The sequence below is a fragment of the Roseovarius sp. MMSF_3350 genome, from assembly GCF_030733425.1.
Classification (GTDB): Bacteria; Pseudomonadota; Alphaproteobacteria; order Rhodobacterales; family Rhodobacteraceae; genus Roseovarius.
This window is the reverse complement of record NZ_JASHIZ010000002.1, coordinates 169,386-191,518: the sequence shown is the minus strand read 5'-3', so window position 1 is coordinate 191,518 and position 22,133 is coordinate 169,386. Positions and strand designations below refer to the sequence as shown.

22 protein-coding genes are annotated in these 22,133 nt (G+C 65.8%); 8 read left to right on the top strand and 14 right to left on the bottom strand.

The window, feature by feature from the left end; all coding sequences use genetic code 11:
• The first annotated feature begins 7 nt into the window (after positions 1–7).
• The 3 genes from RBB31_RS03505 to RBB31_RS03495 all read left to right on the top strand — a co-directional run bounded on the left by RBB31_RS03505 (position 8) and on the right by RBB31_RS03495 (position 3,473).
• Positions 8–1,672, top strand: a complete 1,665-nt coding sequence (locus tag RBB31_RS03505) for a sensor histidine kinase (RefSeq protein WP_306127864.1) — start codon at positions 8–10, stop codon at positions 1,670–1,672.
• Positions 1,669–3,159 carry a phospholipase D-like domain-containing protein gene (locus RBB31_RS03500; RefSeq protein WP_306127863.1) on the top strand — a complete coding sequence of 497 codons (1,491 nt, stop codon included), beginning with the start codon at positions 1,669–1,671 and terminating at the stop codon, positions 3,157–3,159. The genes RBB31_RS03505 and RBB31_RS03500 overlap by 4 nt, the downstream gene beginning before the upstream one ends.
• 116 nt (positions 3,160–3,275) lie before the next feature.
• Positions 3,276–3,473: a CsbD family protein gene (locus tag RBB31_RS03495; RefSeq protein ID WP_306127862.1), complete on the top strand. Its 198-nt coding sequence runs from the start codon at positions 3,276–3,278 to the stop codon at positions 3,471–3,473.
• Positions 3,474–3,519: 46 nt separating this feature from the next.
• Here the strand turns inward: RBB31_RS03495 and RBB31_RS03490 are convergent, their stop codons facing one another.
• The 7 genes from RBB31_RS03490 to RBB31_RS03460 all read right to left on the bottom strand — a co-directional run bounded on the left by RBB31_RS03490 (position 3,520) and on the right by RBB31_RS03460 (position 8,567).
• Positions 3,520–4,230 (bottom strand): gamma-glutamyl-gamma-aminobutyrate hydrolase family protein, encoded by a 711-nt coding sequence (locus tag RBB31_RS03490; RefSeq protein ID WP_306127861.1) that lies wholly within the window; start codon positions 4,228–4,230, stop codon positions 3,520–3,522.
• Positions 4,227–5,198, bottom strand: a complete 972-nt coding sequence (locus RBB31_RS03485; protein ID WP_306127860.1) for an amidoligase family protein — start codon at positions 5,196–5,198, stop codon at positions 4,227–4,229. The genes RBB31_RS03490 and RBB31_RS03485 overlap by 4 nt, the downstream gene beginning before the upstream one ends.
• Complete coding sequence (locus RBB31_RS03480; RefSeq protein WP_306127859.1) at positions 5,195–6,211, bottom strand: AI-2E family transporter; 1,017 nt, start codon at positions 6,209–6,211, stop codon at positions 5,195–5,197. Before RBB31_RS03480 ends, RBB31_RS03485 begins: the two co-directional genes overlap by 4 nt.
• A 21-nt stretch (positions 6,212–6,232) precedes the next feature.
• Positions 6,233–7,000, bottom strand: a complete 768-nt coding sequence (locus RBB31_RS03475) for a hypothetical protein (RefSeq protein ID WP_306127858.1) — start codon at positions 6,998–7,000, stop codon at positions 6,233–6,235.
• A complete protein-coding gene (locus RBB31_RS03470) occupies positions 6,972–7,388 on the bottom strand; it encodes a phage holin family protein (protein ID WP_306127857.1) in 417 nt (138 codons plus the stop codon). The genes RBB31_RS03475 and RBB31_RS03470 overlap by 29 nt, the downstream gene beginning before the upstream one ends.
• On the bottom strand, positions 7,388–7,831 hold the full coding sequence (locus RBB31_RS03465; protein WP_306127856.1) for a hypothetical protein: 444 nt from the start codon (positions 7,829–7,831) through the stop codon (positions 7,388–7,390). Before RBB31_RS03465 ends, RBB31_RS03470 begins: the two co-directional genes overlap by 1 nt.
• Positions 7,832–8,021: 190 nt before the next feature.
• The gene (locus RBB31_RS03460; RefSeq protein ID WP_306127855.1) at positions 8,022–8,567 is read right to left on the bottom strand and encodes a hypothetical protein; all 546 of its coding nucleotides are present in this window, start codon (positions 8,565–8,567) and stop codon (positions 8,022–8,024) included.
• 362 nt (positions 8,568–8,929) lie between these two features.
• On the opposite strand from RBB31_RS03460, the gene RBB31_RS03455 reads away from it, so the two are divergent.
• Positions 8,930–9,943 (top strand): histone deacetylase family protein, encoded by a 1,014-nt coding sequence (locus RBB31_RS03455; protein WP_306127854.1) that lies wholly within the window; start codon positions 8,930–8,932, stop codon positions 9,941–9,943.
• A gap of 66 nt (positions 9,944–10,009) precedes the next feature.
• The gene (gene phnX / locus RBB31_RS03450) at positions 10,010–10,792 is read left to right on the top strand and encodes a phosphonoacetaldehyde hydrolase (protein WP_306127853.1); all 783 of its coding nucleotides are present in this window, start codon (positions 10,010–10,012) and stop codon (positions 10,790–10,792) included.
• Here the strand turns inward: phnX and RBB31_RS03445 are convergent.
• On the bottom strand, positions 10,757–11,134 hold the full coding sequence (locus tag RBB31_RS03445; RefSeq protein ID WP_306127852.1) for a DUF4166 domain-containing protein: 378 nt from the start codon (positions 11,132–11,134) through the stop codon (positions 10,757–10,759). The two genes, phnX and RBB31_RS03445, sit on opposite strands and share 36 nt — an antisense overlap.
• Positions 11,135–11,253: 119 nt before the next feature.
• Between RBB31_RS03445 and RBB31_RS03440 the strand changes: the two genes are divergently transcribed.
• Together RBB31_RS03440 and RBB31_RS03435 are read left to right on the top strand one after the other, a co-directional pair.
• Positions 11,254–11,778 carry a TetR/AcrR family transcriptional regulator gene (locus RBB31_RS03440; protein ID WP_306127851.1) on the top strand — a complete coding sequence of 175 codons (525 nt, stop codon included), beginning with the start codon at positions 11,254–11,256 and terminating at the stop codon, positions 11,776–11,778.
• Positions 11,775–12,911 carry an MFS transporter gene (locus RBB31_RS03435; RefSeq protein WP_306127850.1) on the top strand — a complete coding sequence of 379 codons (1,137 nt, stop codon included), beginning with the start codon at positions 11,775–11,777 and terminating at the stop codon, positions 12,909–12,911. The genes RBB31_RS03440 and RBB31_RS03435 overlap by 4 nt, the downstream gene beginning before the upstream one ends.
• Here the strand turns inward: RBB31_RS03435 and RBB31_RS03430 are convergent.
• The 4 genes from RBB31_RS03430 to hisS all read right to left on the bottom strand — a co-directional run bounded on the left by RBB31_RS03430 (position 12,873) and on the right by hisS (position 17,089).
• Positions 12,873–13,463: a hypothetical protein gene (locus tag RBB31_RS03430; RefSeq protein WP_306127849.1), complete on the bottom strand. Its 591-nt coding sequence runs from the start codon at positions 13,461–13,463 to the stop codon at positions 12,873–12,875. The genes RBB31_RS03435 and RBB31_RS03430 overlap by 39 nt on opposite strands.
• Before the next feature lie 352 nt (positions 13,464–13,815).
• Positions 13,816–14,511 carry an ATP phosphoribosyltransferase gene (gene hisG / locus RBB31_RS03425; protein ID WP_306127848.1) on the bottom strand — a complete coding sequence of 232 codons (696 nt, stop codon included), beginning with the start codon at positions 14,509–14,511 and terminating at the stop codon, positions 13,816–13,818.
• The gene (locus tag RBB31_RS03420) at positions 14,508–15,605 is read right to left on the bottom strand and encodes an ATP phosphoribosyltransferase regulatory subunit (RefSeq protein WP_306127847.1); all 1,098 of its coding nucleotides are present in this window, start codon (positions 15,603–15,605) and stop codon (positions 14,508–14,510) included. Before RBB31_RS03420 ends, hisG begins: the two co-directional genes overlap by 4 nt.
• Positions 15,602–17,089, bottom strand: coding sequence for a histidine--tRNA ligase (gene hisS / locus RBB31_RS03415; protein WP_306127846.1), 1,488 nt, complete (start codon positions 17,087–17,089; stop codon positions 15,602–15,604). Before hisS ends, RBB31_RS03420 begins: the two co-directional genes overlap by 4 nt.
• A gap of 163 nt (positions 17,090–17,252) precedes the next feature.
• Here hisS and RBB31_RS03410 point away from each other — a divergent pair, with 163 nt between their 5' ends.
• A complete protein-coding gene (locus tag RBB31_RS03410) occupies positions 17,253–17,447 on the top strand; it encodes a SlyX family protein (protein ID WP_306127845.1) in 195 nt (64 codons plus the stop codon).
• A 24-nt stretch (positions 17,448–17,471) separates the two neighbouring features.
• Here RBB31_RS03410 and RBB31_RS03405 read toward each other — a convergent pair whose 3' ends face one another.
• Both RBB31_RS03405 and dnaE read right to left on the bottom strand, forming a co-directional pair.
• Entirely contained in the window at positions 17,472–18,323 is an 852-nt protein-coding gene (locus RBB31_RS03405; RefSeq protein WP_306127844.1) for a hypothetical protein, read from the bottom strand.
• A 117-nt stretch (positions 18,324–18,440) separates the two neighbouring features.
• Positions 18,441–21,989, bottom strand: coding sequence for a DNA polymerase III subunit alpha (gene dnaE, locus RBB31_RS03400; RefSeq protein ID WP_306127843.1), 3,549 nt, complete (start codon positions 21,987–21,989; stop codon positions 18,441–18,443).
• Positions 21,990–22,133 lie beyond the last annotated feature (144 nt).

Below are 22,133 nucleotides of genomic sequence, written 5' to 3'. Positions count from 1 at the left end.
TGCGTTGATGGCACTGGCGCTGTTTCCCTTGGGCATCATCGCAGTCTACCAGACCGACCAGGTTCTGGACGAAACAGAGAACCTGCGCCGCAATGCCCTGTTTTTCGAAACCACTTCCGCCGCGCGGGACGAACGCGAACTGATCCAGATGACGCTGGGTTCGGCCGAAGGGCTCGCCTCGCTGTCCATCCTCGACGACGCTCCCGCCTGCCGCGAGGTCATGCGCGAGTTCACCGAAAGCAACTCGCATATCGCCTTTGCCGGCTACACCAAGGTGTCGGGGATCATGGAATGCGGTTCGCACGGTGACGAGATACGCGACTTCACCGGGCTCGAGCGTCTCCAGCGCGCGTTCGACGCGGATGGGCCCAGCGTCTATGTCGCGCCCCTCGGCTCGATCACGCAACAGCCCGTGCTGGTCGTCAACCATCCGGTCTACACCGACCGCAGCCTCTCGGGGATCGTGTCTCTGTCGGTGCCTCTGCGCCTGACCTACAAGCCGCTCAGCTCCCGCCGCTTCGATCACGAATTGCAATTCGTGACCTTCACCCGCGACGGCCAGGTCGTGTCGGCCAGCGGCGGGCGTGAAAATGCGGCCAACCTCCTGCCAGAGTTCGTCGAGCCCGAGGATCTCAACCGCCAGGTCGGCACCACCTTCACCGGCATCAACGGGCTGGGCGAGGAACGCATCTATGCGGTGGCCAGCATTTTCGAAGACCAGGTCAGCGTCATCGCAAGCTGGCCCGCCCGCGCCTCTGCCTGGGGCGGCGGGACCTTCTTCTATTACGCGCTCAACCTGCTCTTTCCCTTTGCGATCTGGGCCGCCGGCCTTGCCTTCGCCTGGTACGAACTGCGCCGCGTCGTGATCCGCCACGTCCGCGACCTGCGTTCGGCCATGCGCCGCTTCGCCCTGGGCCAGCGCGATGGCTTTCCCCTGCGTCTGAAAAACCCGCCCGAGGAATTCGCCGAGGCCGAGCGCGCCTTCAACCGCATGGCCATCATCATCGCCGAGTCCGAAGCACGGCAGGACAAGGACCTGAAAGACAAGGAGGTGCTGCTGAAAGAGGTGCACCACCGGGTCAAGAACAACCTGCAAATGATCGCCTCGATCATGAACATGCAGCTGCGCAGCGCCAAGACGCCCGAGGCCAAGTTCATGCTGGCCAGCCTGCAACGGCGCGTCAACGGCCTCGCCATGCTGCACCGCACGCTCTACACCACGCCCGATCTTCTGACGATCGAAGCCAACGAACTGCTCGAGGCCGTGGTCACCGACATCTCTGTCATGATGACCGTCCCCGGCATCGTGATCGACCGCGATATCGACACCCTGCCACTCTACCCCGACCAGGCCGTTCCTCTGTCGATGCTGCTGGCCGAGGCACTGACCAACGCGCTCAAATACGCCGGTGCCGACGAGGGCGAAACCCCGGCCGTCAGGGTCACACTCAAGGAACTGGACGATGGCCGCTACCGGCTCAGCGTCACCAACACAAAGGGCCCGGTCCGGCCACAGCCGATCCCCGATGTCGAGACCGTCAGCGGCCTCGGCACAAAGCTCATGCAAGCCTTCGTCAGCCAACTCGAAGCCGAGCAGCAGGTGACCGAGGACGATCACCACTACGGGCTGCACATTGTCTTCGAACGAAAGGACTTCGAAGCCCCAAGTTGACAAAAGCCCAGGACGATCCCGACTTCCAGGTCTTGATCACCGCGCAGGAGGCGTGGCCGGTCTTCGAGCGTGCCGTGCTGAACGCCAGGTCTCACATCCTCGCGTCCTTCCGCATTTTCGACCTGTCCACCAGGCTGCGCAGCGACGAGGCGCGCGAGATCGGCGAGACGTGGTTCGACCTTCTGGAACACGTGCTCTGCCGCGGCGTGCGCGTCGACCTCACGGTCAGCGATTTCGACCCGGTCTTCGCCACCGAGCTGCACCGGCAGACCTGGCGCACCGTGCGGCAGGCGGCGGCACTGGCCGAAATTTCCGACTGTCACATCCACAACCTGCGCATCCGCGCCGACCTGCATCCGGCGAGGGCCGGCCGGCTGCCCTGGCTGGCCTTCCTGCCCGCGGCACTGCGGCGACGCTCCAAGCGGCTGATGGCGCTCAACGACGACCAGAGGCAACGCGAGGCGATCCGCCTCGACGACGGCTCCCTGCCCCAACTGTGCACCACCTCCCATCACCAGAAGATCGCCGTGATCGACGACGAACTCCTCTACATCGGCGGTCTCGACCTCAACGAGCGGCGCTACGACACGCCCCAGCACGATCAGATCGCCGCGCATACCTGGTCCGACGTGCAACTGATGGTGCGCGGCCCCGAGGCGCTGGAGGCGTCGCACCACATCAGGACATTCCTGCTCAGCATCGACGCCTGCCGAAAACCCGGCGCGATGAAATATCTCCGCCGCACCCTTTCGGCCCCGCGCAAGACCCAGCTGCCCTATGTCTCGCCCCGCACCCTGCTGCACGAGATCGAAGAGGACCATATCAGCGCGTTCAAGAAGGCAAGGAACCTCATCTATATCGAAACGCAGTATCTGCGCGCCCGTGGGCTCGCCCGGCGTCTCGCAAAGGAGGGGCGCAGGCGGCCCGACCTTCATGCGATCATCATCCTGCCCGGCCTGCCCGAGGAGGTGGCCTATTGCAGCGAGGTCGGCATCGACGGTCGCTACGGGTTGTCGCTGCAGCACGACTCGATCGAGATGCTGCGCGACGGCTTCGGCGACCGTGTCGTGGTTGCCACCCCTGTCCAGCCGCGCTTTGCCGCCCGCGACACGATCCAGACGCTCTCTGGCTCGCCCCTGATCCACGTCCACAACAAGGTCCTGGTCCAGGACGAGGATTTCGCGCTGGTCGGGTCCGCCAATCTCAATGGCCGCTCGCTCTACTGGGATACCGAGGCCGCCCTGCGCATCACCGACCCCGGGCGCATCGCCACGCTGCGCGACCGTGTCATGTCCCACTGGTGGTTCGACGGGCTCCCTCCAGAGGCACGCGCTCACGACACCATGTTTTCCTGGTGGTCCAGGAAGATCGCCGAGAACAGCGTAATGAACCCCGAGAACCGGCACGGCTTTCTCGTGACCCATGACAGCGCGCAACTGCGCGATGTTTGGCTCACGTTGCCCGGCGTGACGGAAAATATCGTCTGACGCCGCCCGCGGCTGGAACTCAGGCCCGCGCCCCGCGTTTTCTAGATACAGGAAAGATCACAGGCCGCCCCACCGCCGGGACGGCTCAAACCCTCAGGATTATGGGAGAATACGAGATGGACCAAGATCGCATCGAAGGCAACTGGACCCAGATCAAAGGCAAGCTCCGCGAGATCTATGGTGACCTCAGCGACGACGACCTCGAAGAGGCACGTGGCGAGCGTGAGCAGATGATCGGCAAGCTTCAGTCGAAAGTCGGCAAAGACAAGGACGAGGTCCGCCGCGACGTCGACAACATTCTCGCAGGCTTTTGATCGGGCCTGAACCAAAGGTCAAAGGGCGCCCTGGCGGCGCCCTTTTTCATGCCCGCTCCAGCACTGCCGCGACCTGTGCCTGAGACGCGCGATAGGCCAGCGCGGCGGATACAAGCGCCCTGAACAGCAGCCGCTGCCGCTTGGCATAGAACAAATGCTCGGGGTGCCACTGAACCCCCAGCGCAAACGGATCTTCCCTGCGCTCCACCGCCTGGATCATCCCGTGCGTGTCCCGCGCCGCCACCCTCAATCCCCGGCCCAGATCCTGAACCGCCTGGGTGTGCAGCGCGTTCACCCGCATCGGGCCGGGTCCGCAGATCCGCGCAAGATGGGTTTCCGGCGCGACCTCCACGTCGCGCTTGGGCAGAACCGTCTTGATCTTCTCGGCCTTGCCGAAGGTCTGCCAGGCGTTCTGGTCCAGCGTCCCGCCCAGCGCCACGTTCATCATCTGCGCGCCGCGGCAGATTCCCAATACAGGAACCCCCTGCGCCAGCGCATCGGTGGCCAACTTGCGTTCCAGCGTATCCCGCGCCCGGTCCAGCGTGGCCGAAATGCCCAGCACCCCACCGTAAAGCTCCGGCCCCACATCGTCGCCGCCTCCGATGATCAGCCCGTCGACCTCCGCCAGGGCTGCGGGCCGTCCCACGCCCCAGCGCACGGCCTTCGCCCCGGCCAGCCACAGGTTGAACCACACCAGCGGAAAGATCCGCCACCCCGACCGCTCCGAGGTGGTCACGGCAATCACCGGACGGCTCACAGCTTGTCTCTGCCCAGCACGTCGGCCGCGATCCGCACCCACGCGCTTTCGCGCCGCAAGCCCCCCGATCGGGAATGGTCCCGCCAGGCTTCCTCCAGCGCCTCCAACTGCTCGGACGCGGCAACCTCCTCGACCAGCCGCCACATCTCCCATGGCTCCTGCAACGACCAGCCCGTCTCGTTGATCCGGCTGTCGGGAAGACGAAAATGTAACGCCGGCCGCGCCTTCGTGCTGCGTTCATCGGGATAGCTCGCCTCGAACAGCCTCGGCCGCGCGTGCTTCAGCAACGGCAGCAGGTCCAGCGCGTGATTGCGGGTGCGCACATGCGGGTCGATCAGGTCGATCAGCAATTCCAGGCTGTCCGGCTTTTCCGCGACCAGATCGTCGACCAGTGCCCGCGGCCAGGCGTTGACGAAAGGCAGCATGCGCCGCGTGACATCGATGCCCTTCTCCGCCCGCAGCACCGGGTCCAGCAGGCCAAAGGCCCGAACCGTGCGCAGCGTGTGCGGGTCCGCCGGCGCAACCACCTCGACGTTCAGATGCACACCGAACCCAAGGAACACGCCATTGCGCGATCCGCTCGCCCCGGCGTCGCGGAGGGCGGGAATGACCGCGTCGAACCGCGCCACCTCGTCGGGCACCAGGGGGGCCGTCACGATCTCCACCGGCACCAGCCCGCGCAGCAGTTCCTTGACCGGCACGCCGGCCACCCCGCCGCCCTTCTTCTTGCCCAGGCTGGTGTCCAGTTCGATCTCCAGATCGCCAAGCGTACTGCCCCGCACGATCAGAAGGTGGGAATCGGTGTCCTCCAGCGTGCCGCCAAGTAGATCCTGCAGGATCGACGCCGCCTTTCGCTCGCACAGGCCCGAGAACTCCACCTCGATCCCGACGCGTCGCAATTCACCCCGTGGGTTGGTCTCCACCGGCAGGGGCGCAAAATGATATGCTTCAGTGTCCTGCCATGTCATGCAACCTGTTCCATCTTGTATTCGGACGCCGTGCCGCGCTTGGATTGTGCAGAGACAAGGGCATAGACCCAAATCACCACGGGCAGCGCGACGATACCGCCAAGCGGCCCCCAAAGCCACAGTCCGAATACGATGGACAGGAAAACGATCAACGGGTTGACGCTCATCCGCTTGCCGACAAGCGCAGGGGTCACGAACTGGGCTTCGATCGCGTTCAGACACAGGAAAGCGACCGGCGGCACAAGCGCATAGGCCGAGCTGAACGTCACCAGTCCCGCCATGAGCAACGAGAAAGCGATGGCCAGCGGCCCCAGGTACAATACGAAATTGGCCAGGAACGCCGCCGCTCCCCAAAGCATCGGGTTGGGCAGGCCGATAAGCAGCAGCAACCCGCACAGCGCCACGCCCAGCCCGAAATTGATCAGCGTGATGGTGACGAAATAATAGGCCACCGCCTGGTCCGCGTGCTTGAGCGATACCTTGAAGTGCGGCACGGCCGAATACAGCTCGTCACGCGTCAGCAGGAAAAAGAACAGCGTCCCGGCAAAGATCAAAAGCTGGGCCAACAGGTTCGGCGCCAGCCACAGCGCCTCGACAACCGACGGAATCGCCTCTTCCACGGCGTCCTCGCCACCTTCCGAAATCGTACGCTCCAGATCGAAGCTGATGCCCCCTATGCTGCGCAGCATATAGGTCAGCTCGTTCAGCCATCCCCGGAACTGCTGCTGGATGCGCGGCACCTGGTCGGCCAGTGCTGACAGCACCGGGCCCAGCATCGCCAGCAGCACGAATATCATCGCGGCTGCCGTCAGCAAGGCCAGCGCCGCACTGACGGCGCGCGGCACGCCCATATTCTCCAGACGCGCAGCCAAGGGCGACAGAACCACGCCCAGCACGATCGCCAAGGTCGCCGGGGCCAAGAGGTTCTGTGCCATCTTGGCCGCGGCGACCACGGCGAGAAAGGTCAGTATCAGAAGACAGGCACGTACCAGCTTCGATGGGGCGTGATCCATTACCACCTTGGGTATTTACTCTCAGCCGGTCTTGGACTGGAACTGTTCGGTTCCGGCACGGACCGCTTCGTTGACCGCTGCCTTGCCCTTGGTCTCCAGCTCCGAGATCTCCGCCCTCAGGCGTTCCTCGGCCGCGCGCAGGAATGCATCCCGACGGGCGCCCATGATCTCTGCCTCGCGGCGCGTGCTGGGCAGAAGCGCGCCCAGCATCCCGCCGATGCCTGCCGCCACGAGCCCCGTGATCAGCGGCTGCGAGTTGTGGGTCTCGACTGCCGAGTTTGCCGCTCCGCGGGCATACCGCTCTGCGGCCTCCTGCGCGTCGACGGCCTTGAGCCGCAACGAAATCACACGATCCCGCGCTTCCGGTCCAAGGCGGTCCAGGCCATTGTGCAGCATCTTGCGCATCCGTGTTGCCGAGGCGGAAAGACGGCCTGCGGCGATATGGGTGCGCCGGGCGTTGCGCTCCGCCGCGCGGGCGATACGCTCGTCCTGGCTCAACCCGTCCGAGCTGCGGCCCATACCGGAGAATGCGCCCTTCTGATGCGCCGCACCGCCGGCCACGATGATCGCCGCGCCAATGCCCACCAGTGCAAGGCCCACAGGGTTGTCCTTGGCCGATTGCGTAATGCTGTGCGTGGCACTGCGTCCGAATTCCGCGGCATCGTCGATGGCTTGGCGGCCAAGACGTCCGGGGTTCACCGCGTGGGCGAAATCCCCGATGGCGTCCGCCAGCCCGGCACGATGTTGCTCTGCGTCTTTTTCAAGCTTTTCCATAGACTTCGCGGTCATTGTGACTCTCCTCGAATAATGCAATGTCGGATTTCAGGCTTTCGATCGTGCGCCGGGGCAGCATCGCGCGGGCCGAAAGGCACCGCATCCCGATTGCGCCCAGTATGATCGTCAGCACGACGAACACCCCGAACACGATGGCTGCGGCGGTTCCCAGCCCGAGGCCCATATCGGCCAGCGCCAGCACGGCCACGACGCCCAGCGCATGAACGCTGACAAGTGCAAACAGCAGCGCCGCGGCGATCAGGATCAATCCCGCCTTGGCCGACCGCAGGTTCTGGCGCAACTCTCGCTGCGCCAGGTCGGTATGGGCGGACAGCAGCCCCCGCGCTTCACGCAGGATGCGGGCCACCACCACGCCGAACGGTGGTTTGGGGGCGTCCTTCATCAGTCTTGCGTCCCCGCGCTCGAACTTTCGGGCAGGTAGCCCGACCAGACATCCTCGTCAGCTGCGATCAGTTCGGGGCCGTCATCCTTCGGCGCACTGGCGCTCAGGAACCGCGCTGCGGCAAACCCGGCCAGCGCGGCGCCGCCCAGAAAAAGCAGCGGGTTGCGCCGGGCAAATGTCGAAACGTCTTCGACAAGGTCCGGAATGGACCGCTCGCGCAGCCGGTTGGTCGCGTCCTCAACGGCCGCTCCGGCCTGTGTCAGGATCGATTGCACGGCCTCGTAATCGTCGAATTCCCCCGCGGCCTTCTTCGCCGCGCTCGAAACGGTGTCGCCGTGATCGGCCACGTCATCGCGGAATTGCGTCGCGCGAACTTCGGCTTCCTTGCTCACGGCTTCCTTGCCGTCTTCCACCAGCTCTTTGGCTTTGGTCTTGGCGCTCATCTTGATGTCCTCACGATGTCTCTTGTTGATTGATACGTCGATCTGTTCACCAACGCGCGATGGCCTGCGTTGTTCCGTCGCGCTGGCAATATCTTCGGTCCCGCCCCGCGCCGTAAGCGAACTGTCGCGAACGCACGAAAAAGCCGGGGCGCATACACGCCCCGGCCTCTATGTCATATCGATTCAGGCGTTAGCCGCGGGCGATCGCGTCGGCGATGCGGTCACGCAGGTAGTCCACGGTGAACGCATACTCCAGCGCCTTGCCTTGGTTGGTCGTCTGCAGCGACTTCACCTGGATACCGACAGTCGGCACCTGGTAGCCACCTTCGGGATCAAGGTCGACAAAGACCAGACCGCCCAGTTCACCATTGTTCTCGGTATAGGACACAGTGCCCACCGGGTCGCCGGTCACGGTAAAGATCTCCTTACCCGGCTCCGCGATCAGCAGGATGTTCTCACCCTCGGTGTTTTCCGCACCGGTTTCGTCCTGTGCAACCTCGTCATCGACACCTTCGTCGGCCGAGCCCGAGGTTTGCGTACCGATCACGACGATGTCGTCGCCATCTTCGGAATAGGTCGTCGCTTCGATTTCAGTGTTGCCATCTTCAACTTCAGCGGCGTTTTCCAGGACCTGACCCTTGTTGGTCACGTCTTCGCCAACGGTGGATTCGGCGTAAGCGGCAAGTGCGCCTGCGGTCGAAAATGCGGCTGCGAGTGCAATCGTACGGTTAAACATTGTAATCTCCTTCGCTATGCAGCACCGTGCTGCGATCTGGGGTAAGAACCACTTGCCCCCGCCCAGGTTCCCAAAAATTTCTTGCGTCACATTCGGTGGCCTTCCGGCACGTGCCAGAATTGCGTAGACCCCTTGACAGACACTGCATTTATGCCACTGATAAAAAACGGTATTTTCCACCTCCAAGCGAAGAATCGCGCCTCCCGCACTCGCCCGCGAAAACAATATCGTGAACCCTGTGTGATCTCCGCGCGACCCGTACTCGCTACCCGACGCGTGCCAATTCTTGCCGGACCTTGCTGTGTCATTCCCCGCCGCGCCGCGCTATCCTGCGCACGACATGCCCTGAAACGGACCCGATCATGCACGCCTATCTCGCCTCGGCCCAGTCCGACCACGCGCCGCAAACCTTTCTTCACCAGGGCGTTCTGAAACCTTCGCCCGAGGCCCCGGAACGCATCGCCATCCTCAGGGACGCGGCCAGCGCGGCGGGCTGTTCCTTCGCCGCGCCGCCCGATGCCGGCCTCGCCCCGATCGCGGCGGTGCACAGCGCCGAATACCTCACCTTCCTGCGCACCATCCATGACCGATGGTCGGCTCTCGACGGCGCCGCGCCCGAGGTCGTTCCCAATATCCACCCGCGCAGGCGCCAGGACAGCTACCCCAGCTCCCCTGTCGGTCAGGCCGGCTATCACCAGGCCGACACCGCCTGCCCCATCGGCCCGCACACCTGGAACGCGGCCTATGCCTCGGCACAATGCGCCATCGCCGCCGCCGATGCGGTGGCCTCCGGCGCGCCGCACGCCTACGCCCTCTGCCGTCCGCCCGGCCACCACGCCTATGCCGACCAGGCCGGCGGCTTTTGCTTCCTCAACAACTCCGCCGTCGCTGCCGCCCGGCTGCTGGCGGCGGGCCACCGCCCCGCCATCCTGGATATCGACGTGCATCACGGCAACGGCACGCAAGGCATCTTCTACGACCGCGCCGACGTGCTCACCGTCTCCATCCACGCCGACCCGTCCGATTTCTACCCGTTCTTCTGGGGTCATGCGCAGGAACGCGGCGCCGGCTCCGGCCTTGGCGCCAATCTCAACCTCCCCCTGCCCCGCCGGACCGGCGACGACGGCTATGCCCCCGCGCTCGACACCGCCCTTGCCCGCATCACCGATTTCGGCACCACCGCGTTGGTCGTCGCGCTCGGCCTCGACGCGCACGAAGCCGACCCCTTCAAGGGCCTCGCCCTCACCACCCCCGGCTTCACCCGCGTCGCCCGCACCCTTGCCGACACCGGCCTGCCCCTCGTGCTGGTGCAGGAGGGCGGCTATGTCTCCGATCATCTGGGCACGGCCCTCTCGGCCTTCCTCTCGGGGCTTTGAGATCTGTCACAAAACCATCAAACTCGCCCGCTAGACACGCCCGAACCGACAGCAGGAAACCCGCGCATGACCCGCTTCACCGCCGCCGTGTTCGACTGGGCCGGCACCACCGTCGATTTCGGCTCTTTCGCCCCCATGGGCGTCTTCGTAGAAGCCTTCGCGCAGTTCGGCATCACCGCCACGATCGAACAGGCCCGCGCTCCGATGGGCGCGCCCAAGTGGCACCATATCCGCACCATGCTCGACATGCCCGACCTCGCCCGCCAATGGCACGAACAGCATGGCCGCGCCCCCGCCGACGCGGATGTCGATGCCGTCTACAAGGTCTTCGTGCCCATGAACGAGAAGGTGGCCGCCGATCACGCCACCCTCGTCCCCGGCTGCGCCGAGGCCATCGCCGAACTGCGCGCCATGGGTCTCAAGATCGGCTCCACCACCGGCTACACCCGCTCCATCATGCAATACGTCCTGCCCGTCGCGGCCGCACAGGGCTACGCGCCCGACAATCTGGTGTGCTCCGATGACCTGCCCGAGGGCCGCCCCGGCCCCTTGGGCATGTACAAATGCATGATCGACCTCGTTGCCTACCCGCCCGAAACGATCCTCAAGGTAGATGATACCGCCCCCGGCATCCTGGAGGGCGTCGCGGCGGGCTGTGTCACCGTGGGCGTCGCCCTCTCCGGCAACGCGGTCGGCAAGACGCCCGAGGAACTGGCCGCCCTCACCGAGGCCGAGATCGCGCCGCTCCGCGCCCACGCCACCGCCCTGCTGAAAGACGCCGGCGCCGAGCACGTCATCGACACCGTCGCCGATCTACCCGCCCTCGTCCGCCGCCTGGGCCACACCTAGCCACCCGTGATAGCGCAGCACCGGCGCGCGCCCCCAGGGCAGCCCGATGGAAATCTCGAACCGGTAGCGCCCCGCCTCCGGATGCTCGCGCGCTACGACCTTCGGCGCCGCGCATCCCGGCACCGGCACCCCCAGGCACCGGAACCGCCAGTCGACAAGGTCCAGCCCACCCTGCGCCGGCACCAGCCTGCTGATGGCCACCACCGCGCCTATCCGCTCGGCCAGCCGCCCCTCAGACGTGGCCCATTGCACCGTTTCCATCACCTGTCCGTCCATGCGGCGCGTCCACCTGTCCCGATCACCGCGCCTGCGCTCTTCGAACCTCAACTTGGCACCCTGCACCGCCAGCGGAGCAAACCGTGTTGGTCCGCCGTGCGGACAGAACTGACTTCTGCCCCTACCAACTTGCAATGTAAAACGATCGTTTTACATTATGCCCATGGACACCGAAGGAAGCTCTCATGGACATGACCAACAAGCTCACGGCCGCCGCCGAGCGGCTCTTCGATCGGCACGGCTACATGGCCACCGGAATGGACCGTCTGACCGCCGCTGCGGGGATGTCGAGCCGGACACTTTACAAGCATGCCGGCAGCAAGGCGCAGCTCATGGCGCGGGTGCTGACGGAGCGGGACCGGCGCTTCATGGCTCGGCTCGAGGTGCAGAGCGTCGATGCGCTGTTCGCGGCGCTTGAGGACTGGGTGCGGGTCGAGGGCACGCGAGGGTGTCTGTTTCTGCGATCACGCGCCGAAACAGGCGGCGACACGCCCGAGATCGCCGAGGCGGTCGCGATGCACAAGGCGGCGTTCCATCTACGGATCGAGGAGGTTGTCGCAGTGGACCTCGGACGCCAAGACCCGGTCTTGGCCGAACAGGTGCTGGTTCTCCTCGAAGGAGCGACCCAGGCGGCGGTCTACCGGGGTGCAGACGCCGTCTCCGCCGCAAGGGCGGCTGCCGCCATCCTAATGGAAAGGGCGCGCACATGAGCCCCGCCCTTCGCATTGGTGCAATAGGTTTCGGCCTGATCGCGGTCTGCTACGGCTTCGCCCGCTTCGCCTTCGGTCTATTCCTGCCGCAGATCGACAGTGATCTGGGCCTCGGCCCCTCGGTTAGCGGTATCATCTCCGGCGGCTCGTTCGCCGGCTACTGCATCGCCATCGTCGCCTCGGCGGTGCTGACGGAACGGATCGGCGCGCGGGCTGTCGCTGTGGCGGCGGCAATCGTCGCCGCCGCCGGCATGGCCGGGATCGCACTCGCGCCGTCGCCGCTGATCCTCGCCATCGCCGTGGTGGTGGCGGGATCGAGCACGGGACTTGCCTCCCCGCCCATGGCCGCGGCCGTGGCGGCCGCGGTGCGCAAGAGCCGTCAGGATCTCACGAATACGGTGATCAATGCCGGGACGAGCGCAGGCGTCGCCCTTTCGGGACCGATCGCCTTGGCGATCGCCGGGCAGTGGCGGCTGGCCTTCGGCGCCTTCACAGCCGTGGCGGTGGTGCTCGCGCTCGCGGCGGCAGTCTCCCTTCCGGCCTCTCGGGGCGGGCAAGGCGCCGGCGGTCTGCCTCCGATGAATGGCCCGGTGGTGCGCCTGATCTCCGCGTCGTTCCTGATGGGAGCTGCGAGCACCGCCCTGTGGTCCTTTGGAGGCCAGCTCGTTTCGCAGCAGCTGGGATGGGGGCCGACCGGAACCGGCATCCTTTGGACCTGCATCGGCGCTGGAGGCATTGCCGGAGCCTGGGCCGGCACGCTCGTTGGCCGGTTCGGTCCTGACCCGGTTCACTGGACTTTCCTGGGTCTGATGGCGGCGAGCATAATCGCGGTCGGATCGGGCCTTGCTACTCCAGCCCTCGCCTTGATCGGGGGCGCACTCTTCGGGGCGGCGTATGTGATGCTGACGGGGGTCTACCTCGTCTGGGGCACGCACGCCCTGCCGGACCGCCCCGCGACCGGGCTCATGATCGGGTTCCTGACCATCGCCGTGGGCCAGACGGCCGGAGCCCCTCTCTTCGGGTTTCTGATGGCAGGTCCAGGCGCGGGTCCCGCCGTGATCTGCTTCGCCGTCATCGCGCTCCTTGCCGGAACCTTACGGGCAAGAAGCGCGACCAGGAGAGTGGCCGCGTAGGCTGCGGAAGGCACCGGCGAGGGCTTCCTTCGAATGTGGCGGAATGGGAAGCTGCCACTTCGAGAGGCCGCGCATCATCTTCAGCCCTTTTGTGGTGAAGTCTTCCCACCGGGGACGCGGCGGCCGCGACTCATTATGGGTGTCGGCGAAGTATGGAACCCACTCCCGTGATCCCTTGCGGGACTCCCGCTGATAGGTCTCATCAGCTTCGATAATTCCGGAGAATCCCGCGGCTGCGCTGCTGTTCCTGATGATCGAGAACACGAGCATCCGCCAGCGCGAGATCGTGTCTTTGTTGAGGTCGAGCTGCCTGGCGAGCTTCCGCACCGACTGCGGTGCGGAAGTGTCCAGCATATCCTTCAGCGCCTCCATGAACAGGTCGGGTCGATGGATGCGGCCGATGGCGCTCCCGGTTCGTCCTGAATAGGTCTTTTGGCAGCCGCAGCATCGGTAGCGCTGGACCTTGGTTCTGGTGCGGTCCCATTTCTGACGCCGCTCGTCGCCGCAGAACGGACACTTGTGGCCTTGGTTTGTCCGCGCTTCGATCTCCAAGATCGCCTCCGTTTCTTGCCGGAGATCCCGGATCTTCGTCTGGGCGTCCTAGATTTGGGTCGGGTTCAGCTTGTCGAGGGCATCGAGAAAACGGCGAAAGTCGTGGTGTAGCAAGGTCATCCTCCGCTGCAAAAGCGGGGGAACATAAGCCCTTTTAGGCTAAGGCGAAACCAACCAACACGGTTTGCGGACACCCCCAAAAGAAAAGGGCTGCCGCACGTCGGGCTGCATCACCGCACCCCGGGCTTTTTCTTGCCGGAAATACGCAAATCCACACCGCCCACGCCCCGCACCGCCGCCGGATCATGGCACCGGCAGGTCTTCACTGTTCCAAAAATACTAAAAGAAGACCTCAGTCCACGCCCAGCGTATCCAGCAGCGTCTTCAGCGCCGCATGATCCCCCGGGTCATGCGCCACCCTGCGCGACCGGAACAATGTCGCCTGACTGCGCAGGATCATCCCGTCCTCCAGCGTCTTCAGGTGATTGGCCCGCAGCGTGTCCCCGGACGAGGTGATATCGGCAATCGCCTCCGCCGTCTCGTTCTTGACCGTGCCCTCGGTCGCGCCCTGGCTGTCGACCAGCTGGTAATCCGCCACGCCGTTGTCGCGTAGAAACTCCCGCACCAGCCGGTGATACTTCGTCGCGATCCGCAACCGGAACCCGTGCCGCTCGCGAAACGCCGCCGCCGCCGCATCCAGATCATCCAGCGTGCCCACGTCCACCCACGCCTGCGGCACCGCCAGCACAAGGTCGGCGGCACCAAAGCCCAGCACCTCGACCTCTTCCACCACCTGCTCCCAGCCGCCCAGCTTCTCGCGTATCAGGTCCTGGCCCGTCACGCCGAGGTGGATCCGGCCCGCGGCCAGCTCGCGCGGGATCTCCCCCGCCGACAACAGCACCAGCTCTACATTCTCGACGCCCCGGACAAAGCCCGCGTATTCGCGCTCTTCCCCGCTCCGGCCCAGTTCCACACCGCGGTCCGCGAACCAGCCAAAGGTCTTCTCCATCAACCGGCCCTTCGAGGGCACACCGATCTTCACGCTCATGCCCCGCCCTCCAGCGCCACCACCTGGTCGGGACGGATGACGCCGCCCACCGCCGGAATCTCGTCGCCCCCGCCCAGCCGCCGGGTCAGCGCGTCATAGCGCCCGCCCGTGGCAACGGGGGGCAGGTCCGGGCGTTTGGGCACCAAGAAGCCGAACACGAAGCCATCGTAATATTCCATCTGCGTCCGGCCATAGCTGGCCTCGAACTCAAGCGTCTGCGGCGCCACGCCCGCGCGCTCCAGCGCCTCCAGCCGGCGGGCCAGCAACTCCACCGCACCCGAAATCGCCGGCATGTCCACCGCGATGTCGCGCAGATGCTCCAGCGCGTTGTCAGCGCTCTCGCGCACCGCCAGAACCGCGTCCAGCAACTCCACGTCCCGCGCCGCCAGCGGCGGAGCGTCCGCATCCTCGCGCAGCGCCTTGATCCGCGCCGCGATCTCGTCCGGTCCGCGCAGCCCGATCATCGGCGCGTCGCAGGCCATCGGGTCCCTCGCCTTCAAGAGCGCCGCCCGGCTCTCCGGCACCGGTGCCCGGCCCGAAAACCGCTCGATCAACGCGCGAAACCGCCGGGGTCGCCAGATATGCCGGCGCAGCGCCACCTTGCGCCTTTCCGTCGTCTCCAGCCCTTCGACCGCGGCCATCAAAATGCCGATATCGCCGATAACGGCCTGCAACGGCAGGTGCTTCACCGCCTCGTGGATCACCGCGAAGACCCGCGCATCGGCCTCGGCGGGCGCGCGCCGGTCGAACATCTCGAAGCCCACCTGCAGGTATTCGTTGGCCCGGTCCGGGTCGTCTTCCTGCCGCCGAAAGACCTCGCCGGCATAGGTGTAACAGGCCGGCTCCGCCCAATGCGCCATGTGCATCTGAACCACCGGCACGGTAAAGTCGGGCCGCAGCATCTGCTCGCCCCGCAGCGCGTCCGAGGTCACATAGGCCCGCGCCCGGATATCCTCGCCGTAAAGATCCAGCAGCGTGTCCGCCGGTTGCAGCACCGAGGTTTCCACCGGCACCGCGCCCGCCGCCTCGAACATGTCGCGCAGCCGCGCCGCCTCGGCCTTCACCGCCGCGCGGTTGTCGGGAGTGATACTCATCCGCCCTGACCGTCCAGGATCTCGCGCACCTTCGCCACCAGCTGGTCACGCGGCACCTCGAACTGGCTCGGGCGTTCCTTCCATTCCTCCAGCGTGGCGTTCTCGGCAATCTGCGCGCCAAGGACCAGGTCCTTGATCTGAACGATCCCGCGGTCCTTCTCCTCGCCACCCTCGATCACCGCCACCGGGCTGCCCCGCCGGTCCGCGTATTTCAGCTGATTGCCAAAGTTCTTGGGGTTGCCCAGATACACCTCCGCACGAATGCCCACGCTCCGCAACTCCGACACCATCGCCTGGTAATCCGCCATCCGGTCGCGGTCCATGACGGTCACCACCACGGGACCCTCGACCGTGCCCCCGATCCGCCCCTTCTCGCGCAGCGCCGCCAGCAGGCGATCCACGCCAATCGACACCCCCGTCGCCGGCACCGCCTGCCCGGTGAACCGCTTCACGAGGTCGTCATAGCGCCCCCCGCCCGCGACCGATCCGAACTGCCGCTTGCGGCCCTTGTCGTCGCGGATCTCGAAGGTCAACTCCGCCTCGTACACGGGGCCGGTATAATACCCCAGGCCCCGCACAACGCTCGGGTCGATCACGATCCGGTCCGGCCCATAGCCCTGCGCCGCCAGCAGATCGGCAATCGCCTCGAGCTCCTGCACACCCTCCGCGCCCATCGCGCTTTCGCCCACAGCGTCGCGCAGGTTGGCCAGCGTCTGCGCGGCATCGTCGGATTTCGAAGTCAGAAACGCCAGCACCGGCTTGGCCTGCGCATGGGTCAGCCCCACACCGTCGATATAGGCCCCCGACGCGTCCAGCCGCCCTTCGGTCAAGAGCGCCCGCACGCCCTCCTCACCCACCTTGTCGAACTTGTCGATGGTCCGCAGAACCGCATCGCGCTGCTCGCCTTCGTCAAGGCCCATGACCTCCAGCACCCCGTTCAGAACCTTCCTGTTGTTCACCCGAATGAGGTAATCCCCGCGCGGAATCCCCACCTCTTCCAGCGTGTCCGCCAGCATCGCGCAGATCTCCGCATCGGCCGCCATGCTGGCCGTGCCCACCGTGTCCGCGTCGCATTGATAAAACTGCCGGTACCGCCCCGGCCCCGGCTTCTCGTTGCGCCACACAGGCCCCATCGCATAGCGGCGATATGGCGTCGGCAGATCGTTGCGATACTGCGCATAGACCCGCGCCAGCGGCGCCGTCAGGTCATAGCGCAGCGCCATCCAGTCGCCCTTGTCGTCCTCGTCGAACTCCTGCCAGGCAAAGACGCCCTCGTTCGGCCGGTCGACATCCGGAAGGAACTTGCCCAGCGCCTCGACCGTCTCCACCGCGCTCGTCTCCAGCGCGTCGAAGCCATAACGATGATAGACCCCGGCGATCTTGCGCAGCATCTCGGCGCGCTCGGTCACCTCGACACCGAAATAATCGCGGAACCCCTTGGGCGTTTCCGCCTTGGGGCGCGGGGCCTTCTTGGTCTTCGCCATGTCCCTAATTCCTTGGCTGGGGGCTTTGCGGCGCGGTCTAGCCGAAGGCGCCTTGCGGGGCAAGCACGGCAAGATGCGGGCCGAAAGGCCATGGCGGCTTTTCCCCTTGAATGGGGCGGGAATAGGGCCAATTCTGCATCGAACCGCAGTCGATAGGCCAGATATGCAAGAGCTCGAAGAGAAAATCGCCCACCTGATCCGGGCCGTGGACGACCTGTCCGACACCGTCGCCCGGCAGGAGACGGTGATCGCCCTGCTCAACCGGCGCGTCCAATTGCTGTTGGAGCGCGAGGCCGAGCGCGAAACGGCATTGGACGGACAGGACGTCGTGGGCGACAGCCGCCCGCCTCACTGGTAAGCCCCCAACCCGGCGCGGCCCGCCTCAGCCGCCCTTGCGATCCTGCGCCAGAACATCCCCGTCATGCACCAGGACCGTGTTCCACTGCGCGTTGCTGCCGAACCGCTCGTAGATGCTGACGAACACCGTGTCGTTCTCCAGCCGGCCTATCCGGTTGCCACAGGGCTTGCCCCGGCCCACCCTGCACACGCGCGACTTGAGGTCCTCATACGCCTTGTCGGTCGTGCTGTAGGGGTGAACCTCGGTTGGCAGACCGTACCGCAGCTGCTCGTGCGACTCCGCCCCCGCCAGCACCGCAACCGCGGCCGAAAACTGTCGCGCACAGCCATCATCGAACCCGGTCAGGTAGAAGGTCCGCAGCGTCGTGCTGCCCGGCGAACTGTCGTAAAGCGCGTAGGTGCCGCGCCGCTCGGGGTAGGTCTCGACCCGCCGGCCCATCTGCCGGTCGCTCATCCCGCACACCCGTGCGACCCGGCCATAGGGCAGTACCGTTCCCGGCGCGACCTCACTCGTGGCGCCCTCGGCGGGCGTGTTGCCGCCGCCGCTCAGCAGCCCGAATAGGCCCCGCTTCCGCGGTGTCCGCTCGACCTCCCGCGACGCGCCATAGGTTTCCGGCGGTGTCAGGCTGGCCGTTTGCGTCGAGGCGTCGGCCTCCGCAGTCTCCTGCGGCGCATCCTCCGCGCTCGGGTTGCTCCCGCCCAGCAACCGCGCCAGGAACCCGCCTCCGGCGGCCTCGTCCTGCGCTTCGGGCCCGGGCACGGCGCCCATCCGTCCGGCGTCCTCGGGCACGTCCTGCTCCGACAGGCGGCCGATCTCGGCTTCCGGTGCGCCACAGCCCGCGAGGGCCAGCACGCAAATCAACGCAATTTTCCGCATGGTCCTCCCGGCGTCCCATCGCATCCCGGCAACGATTTAGCCCAGAACCGGGGCGCGGTCCACTGGCCCGCCCGCGGACCGGTGAAGTGTTGCCGATGCGAATCACCTGAGGCCGGTTCAGAGGTCCTCGACCATCACCACGCCGTCGAGGCTCTTGATCGCCCCCTTGATCTGTGGCGTGACCGGAAATTCGCGGCCCGCGTCGATCTCCACCTCGCCGGGCAGCGCCTCGTTCATCAGGCAGAACCTGATCGGCCCGCGCCCGCCTCGCGCCGCGGTTGTCGGCGCATTGGTCAGAACCTGCGCGACCGACCCGATCGCGGTCTCGCTGTCGACGAAGATCTTCAGCCCGCTGGCGCCCGCATCCGCGACCACCGCATCGGCCGGCTGCACCGACCGCGCCAGCAGCTTCAGCTGGTCGCTTTCCATCGTCGCCTCGACCACGATCACCACCTGGCTGCCGGTCTCCAGATGCCCGCGCGCCACCTCCAGCGTGTCCGAGAACATCGTCACCTCGTAGCCGCCGGTCACGTCGCTCAGCTGAACAAACGCAAATCGGTTGCCCCGCGCCGACTTCCGCTCCTGCCGCCCGGCCACGACACCCGCCATCTTGGCCACCACGGCGCCCGACCGCGCCGCCAGCTCGTTGACCTCGTCCAGCGTCTTGACGTCCTTGCGCTTCAACGCCGCCATGTAATCGTCCAGCGGATGGCCCGAGAGGTAGAACCCCACCGCGGCATATTCCTCGGTCAGCCGCTCGGCCGGCAGCCAGTCCTCGACCGGGCTCAGCCGCGGCTCCGGCAGGTCCTCGCCCGCCTCGCCGAACAGAGACACCTGGGCCGAGCCCTTCTGTTCATGGATCGCCGCCGAATAGCGCATCAGCGCCTCAAGGCTGTCGAACACCCGCCGCCGGTTCCGGTCCAGCTCGTCGAACGCCCCCGACCGCGCCAGCATCTCCAAGGGCCGCTTGCCCACCGCCTTCAGATCCACGCGCCGGGCAAAATCGTAGAGCGTCACGAACGGCTTCTCGCCGCCTCCGCCCCGGACCTGATCCGGGGCCTCCTCGCCCCCATCACGCCGCGCCGCCACGATCAGCCGCATCGCCTCCACGCCCACGTTCTTGAGCGCGCCCAAGCCATAATGCAACACGCCGTCCTTCACCTGGAAGGTCGCGTCCGAGCGGTTCACGCAAGGCGGCGCCCAGGGCAATTCCAGCCCCTTCTTCACTTCCTCGAAATAGACGGCCAGCTTGTCCGTCAGGTGGATATCGCAGTTCATGACGCCCGCCATGAACTCCACCGGGTGATTGGTCTTCAGCCAGGCTGTCTGGTAGCTGACCACCGCATAGGCCGCCGCGTGCGACTTGTTGAAGCCGTAGTTGGCGAACTTGTCTAGAAGGTTCCACACCTCCAGCGCCTTGGCGTCGTCCACCCCGTTTTCCTTGGCGCCCGCGATGAACTTGGGCCGCTCGGCATCCATCGCCTCCTGGATCTTCTTGCCCATGGCCCGGCGCAACAGGTCCGCACCGCCCAGCGAATACCCCGCCATCTCCTGCGCGATCTGCATCACCTGCTCCTGGTAGACGATGATGCCCTGCGTCTCGTCCAGGATATGGTCCACCGACTTGTGCAGGTAATCCCGCTCGCTCAGCCCGTTCTTCACCTCGCAATATTTCGGGATGTTCTCCATCGGCCCGGGCCGATAGAGCGCCACCAGCGCCACGATATCCTCGATGCAGGTGGGCTTCATCCTCTTCAGGGCATCCATCATGCCCGAGCTTTCCACCTGGAACACCGCCACCGTCTTGGCCTTGGCATAAAGCGCATAGGTCTTCTCGTCATCGAGCGGGATCTGCCCGATATCGTTCTCCGCCCCCTCGTTGGGTTCGTAGATCTGGGACCCATCGGCGGCGGTATGCAAATCCCGCCCACCCGCATGGATCTGCTCGATCGCGTTCTGAATGACCGTCAACGTCTTCAGCCCCAGAAAGTCGAACTTCACCAGCCCGGCCTGCTCGACCCACTTCATGTTGAACTGCGTTGCCGGCATGTCCGACCGCGGGTCCTGGTACAAAGGCACCAGCTCATCCAGCGACCGATCCCCGATCACAACCCCGGCCGCGTGGGTCGAGGCGTTGCGCAAGAGCCCCTCAACCTGCATCCCGTATTTCAACAGGCGGTCCACGACCTCCTCGTTGCGGGCCTCCTCACGCAGACGGTCCTCCTGCGCCAATGCCTTCTCGATGCTGACGGGCTTCACCCCCTCCACCGGAATCATCTTCGACAGGCGGTCCACCTGGCCGTAAGGCATCTGCAAGACCCGCCCGATATCGCGCACCGCCGCCTTGGACAAAAGCGCACCGAAGGTGATGATCTGCCCCACCTTGTCGCGCCCGTATTTCTGCTGCACGTACTGGATCACCTCTTCCCGGCGATCCATGCAAAAGTCGATGTCGAAGTCGGGCATCGACACACGTTCCGGGTTCAAAAACCGCTCGAACAGCAGGCTGTAGCGCAACGGATCAAGGTCGGTAATCGTCAGCGCATAGGCCACAAGACTGCCCGCGCCCGAGCCACGCCCCGGCCCCACCGGGATATCATGGTCCTTGGCCCACTTGATGAAATCGGCCACGATCAGGAAGTAACCGGGAAAGCCCATCCCCTCGATGATCCCCAGCTCGAACTCCAGCCGCGCCTCGTAGTCCTCGACCGGGGCCGCGTGCGGAATGACCGCCAGCCGCTCCTTCAGGCCTTCCTTGGCCTGCCGCCGCAACTCGTCCACCTCGTCATCGGCAAAGCGCGGCAGGATCGGGTCGCGCCGATACGCGCCAAAGGCGCAGCGCTGCGCGATCTCCACCGTGTTTTCCAGCGCCTCGGGCAGGTCGGCGAACAGCGTCGCCATCTCGGCGGGCGACTTGAAATAATGCTCCGCCGTCAGCCGCCGCCGCGGCTCGGACTGGTCCACGTAAGCCCCTTCCGCGACGCAGATCATCGCGTCATGCGCCTCGTACATCCTGGCTTCGGGGAAATAGACGTCATTCGTCGCCACCAGCGGCAACTCCATGGCATAGGCCATCTCGACAAAGCCGCGCTCGGTCTTGGCCTCGGCCTCCGGCACGCCCGCCTCGCCGCGATGCCGTTGCAACTCGACATAGAGGCGATTTCCGAAGATCCCCGCCAGCCGCTGCATCAACGCCTCCGCCGCCGGGCGCTGGCCCAGTTGCAAGAGCTTGCCCACCGCCCCCTCCGGCCCGCCTGTCAGGCAGATCACCGACGCGCCATGCGCCTCCAGATCCTCCACCGTCAGATGCGGCAACTGCCCGTCCCCGCGCAGGTACAGCGCGGAATTGAGCTTCATCAGGTTCTCGTAGCCTTCCTCGTTCTGTGCCAGCAGAACCACCGGCGCAGGCGGCACCGGCCGCTTGCCCGGCTCGGGCGTCATGTATTCCAGATCCATCTGGCAGCCCATGATCGGCTGCACCCCCGCCCCCTGCGCCGTGACGGAAAACTCCAAAGCGGCGAACATGTTGTTCGTGTCGGTCACCGCCACCGCGGGCATCTGGTGCCTGGTGCAGAGGTCCGTGAGCTTTTTCAGCCGCACCGCCCCTTCCAGCAGGGAATACTCGGTATGGACGCGAAGATGGATGAATCGGGGGGAACTGCTCATGCCACCACACTATCCAGCGCCGCCCCCGCCGCCAAGCCCGACATCTGCCCAAATCCGCATCAGGCGCATCGCTGCGACACCGCGTTTTGCCGCTCCCCCATTGCCGTGGCCGCCCGGCTTGGGCTAACAGGGACGGGTAGCCGC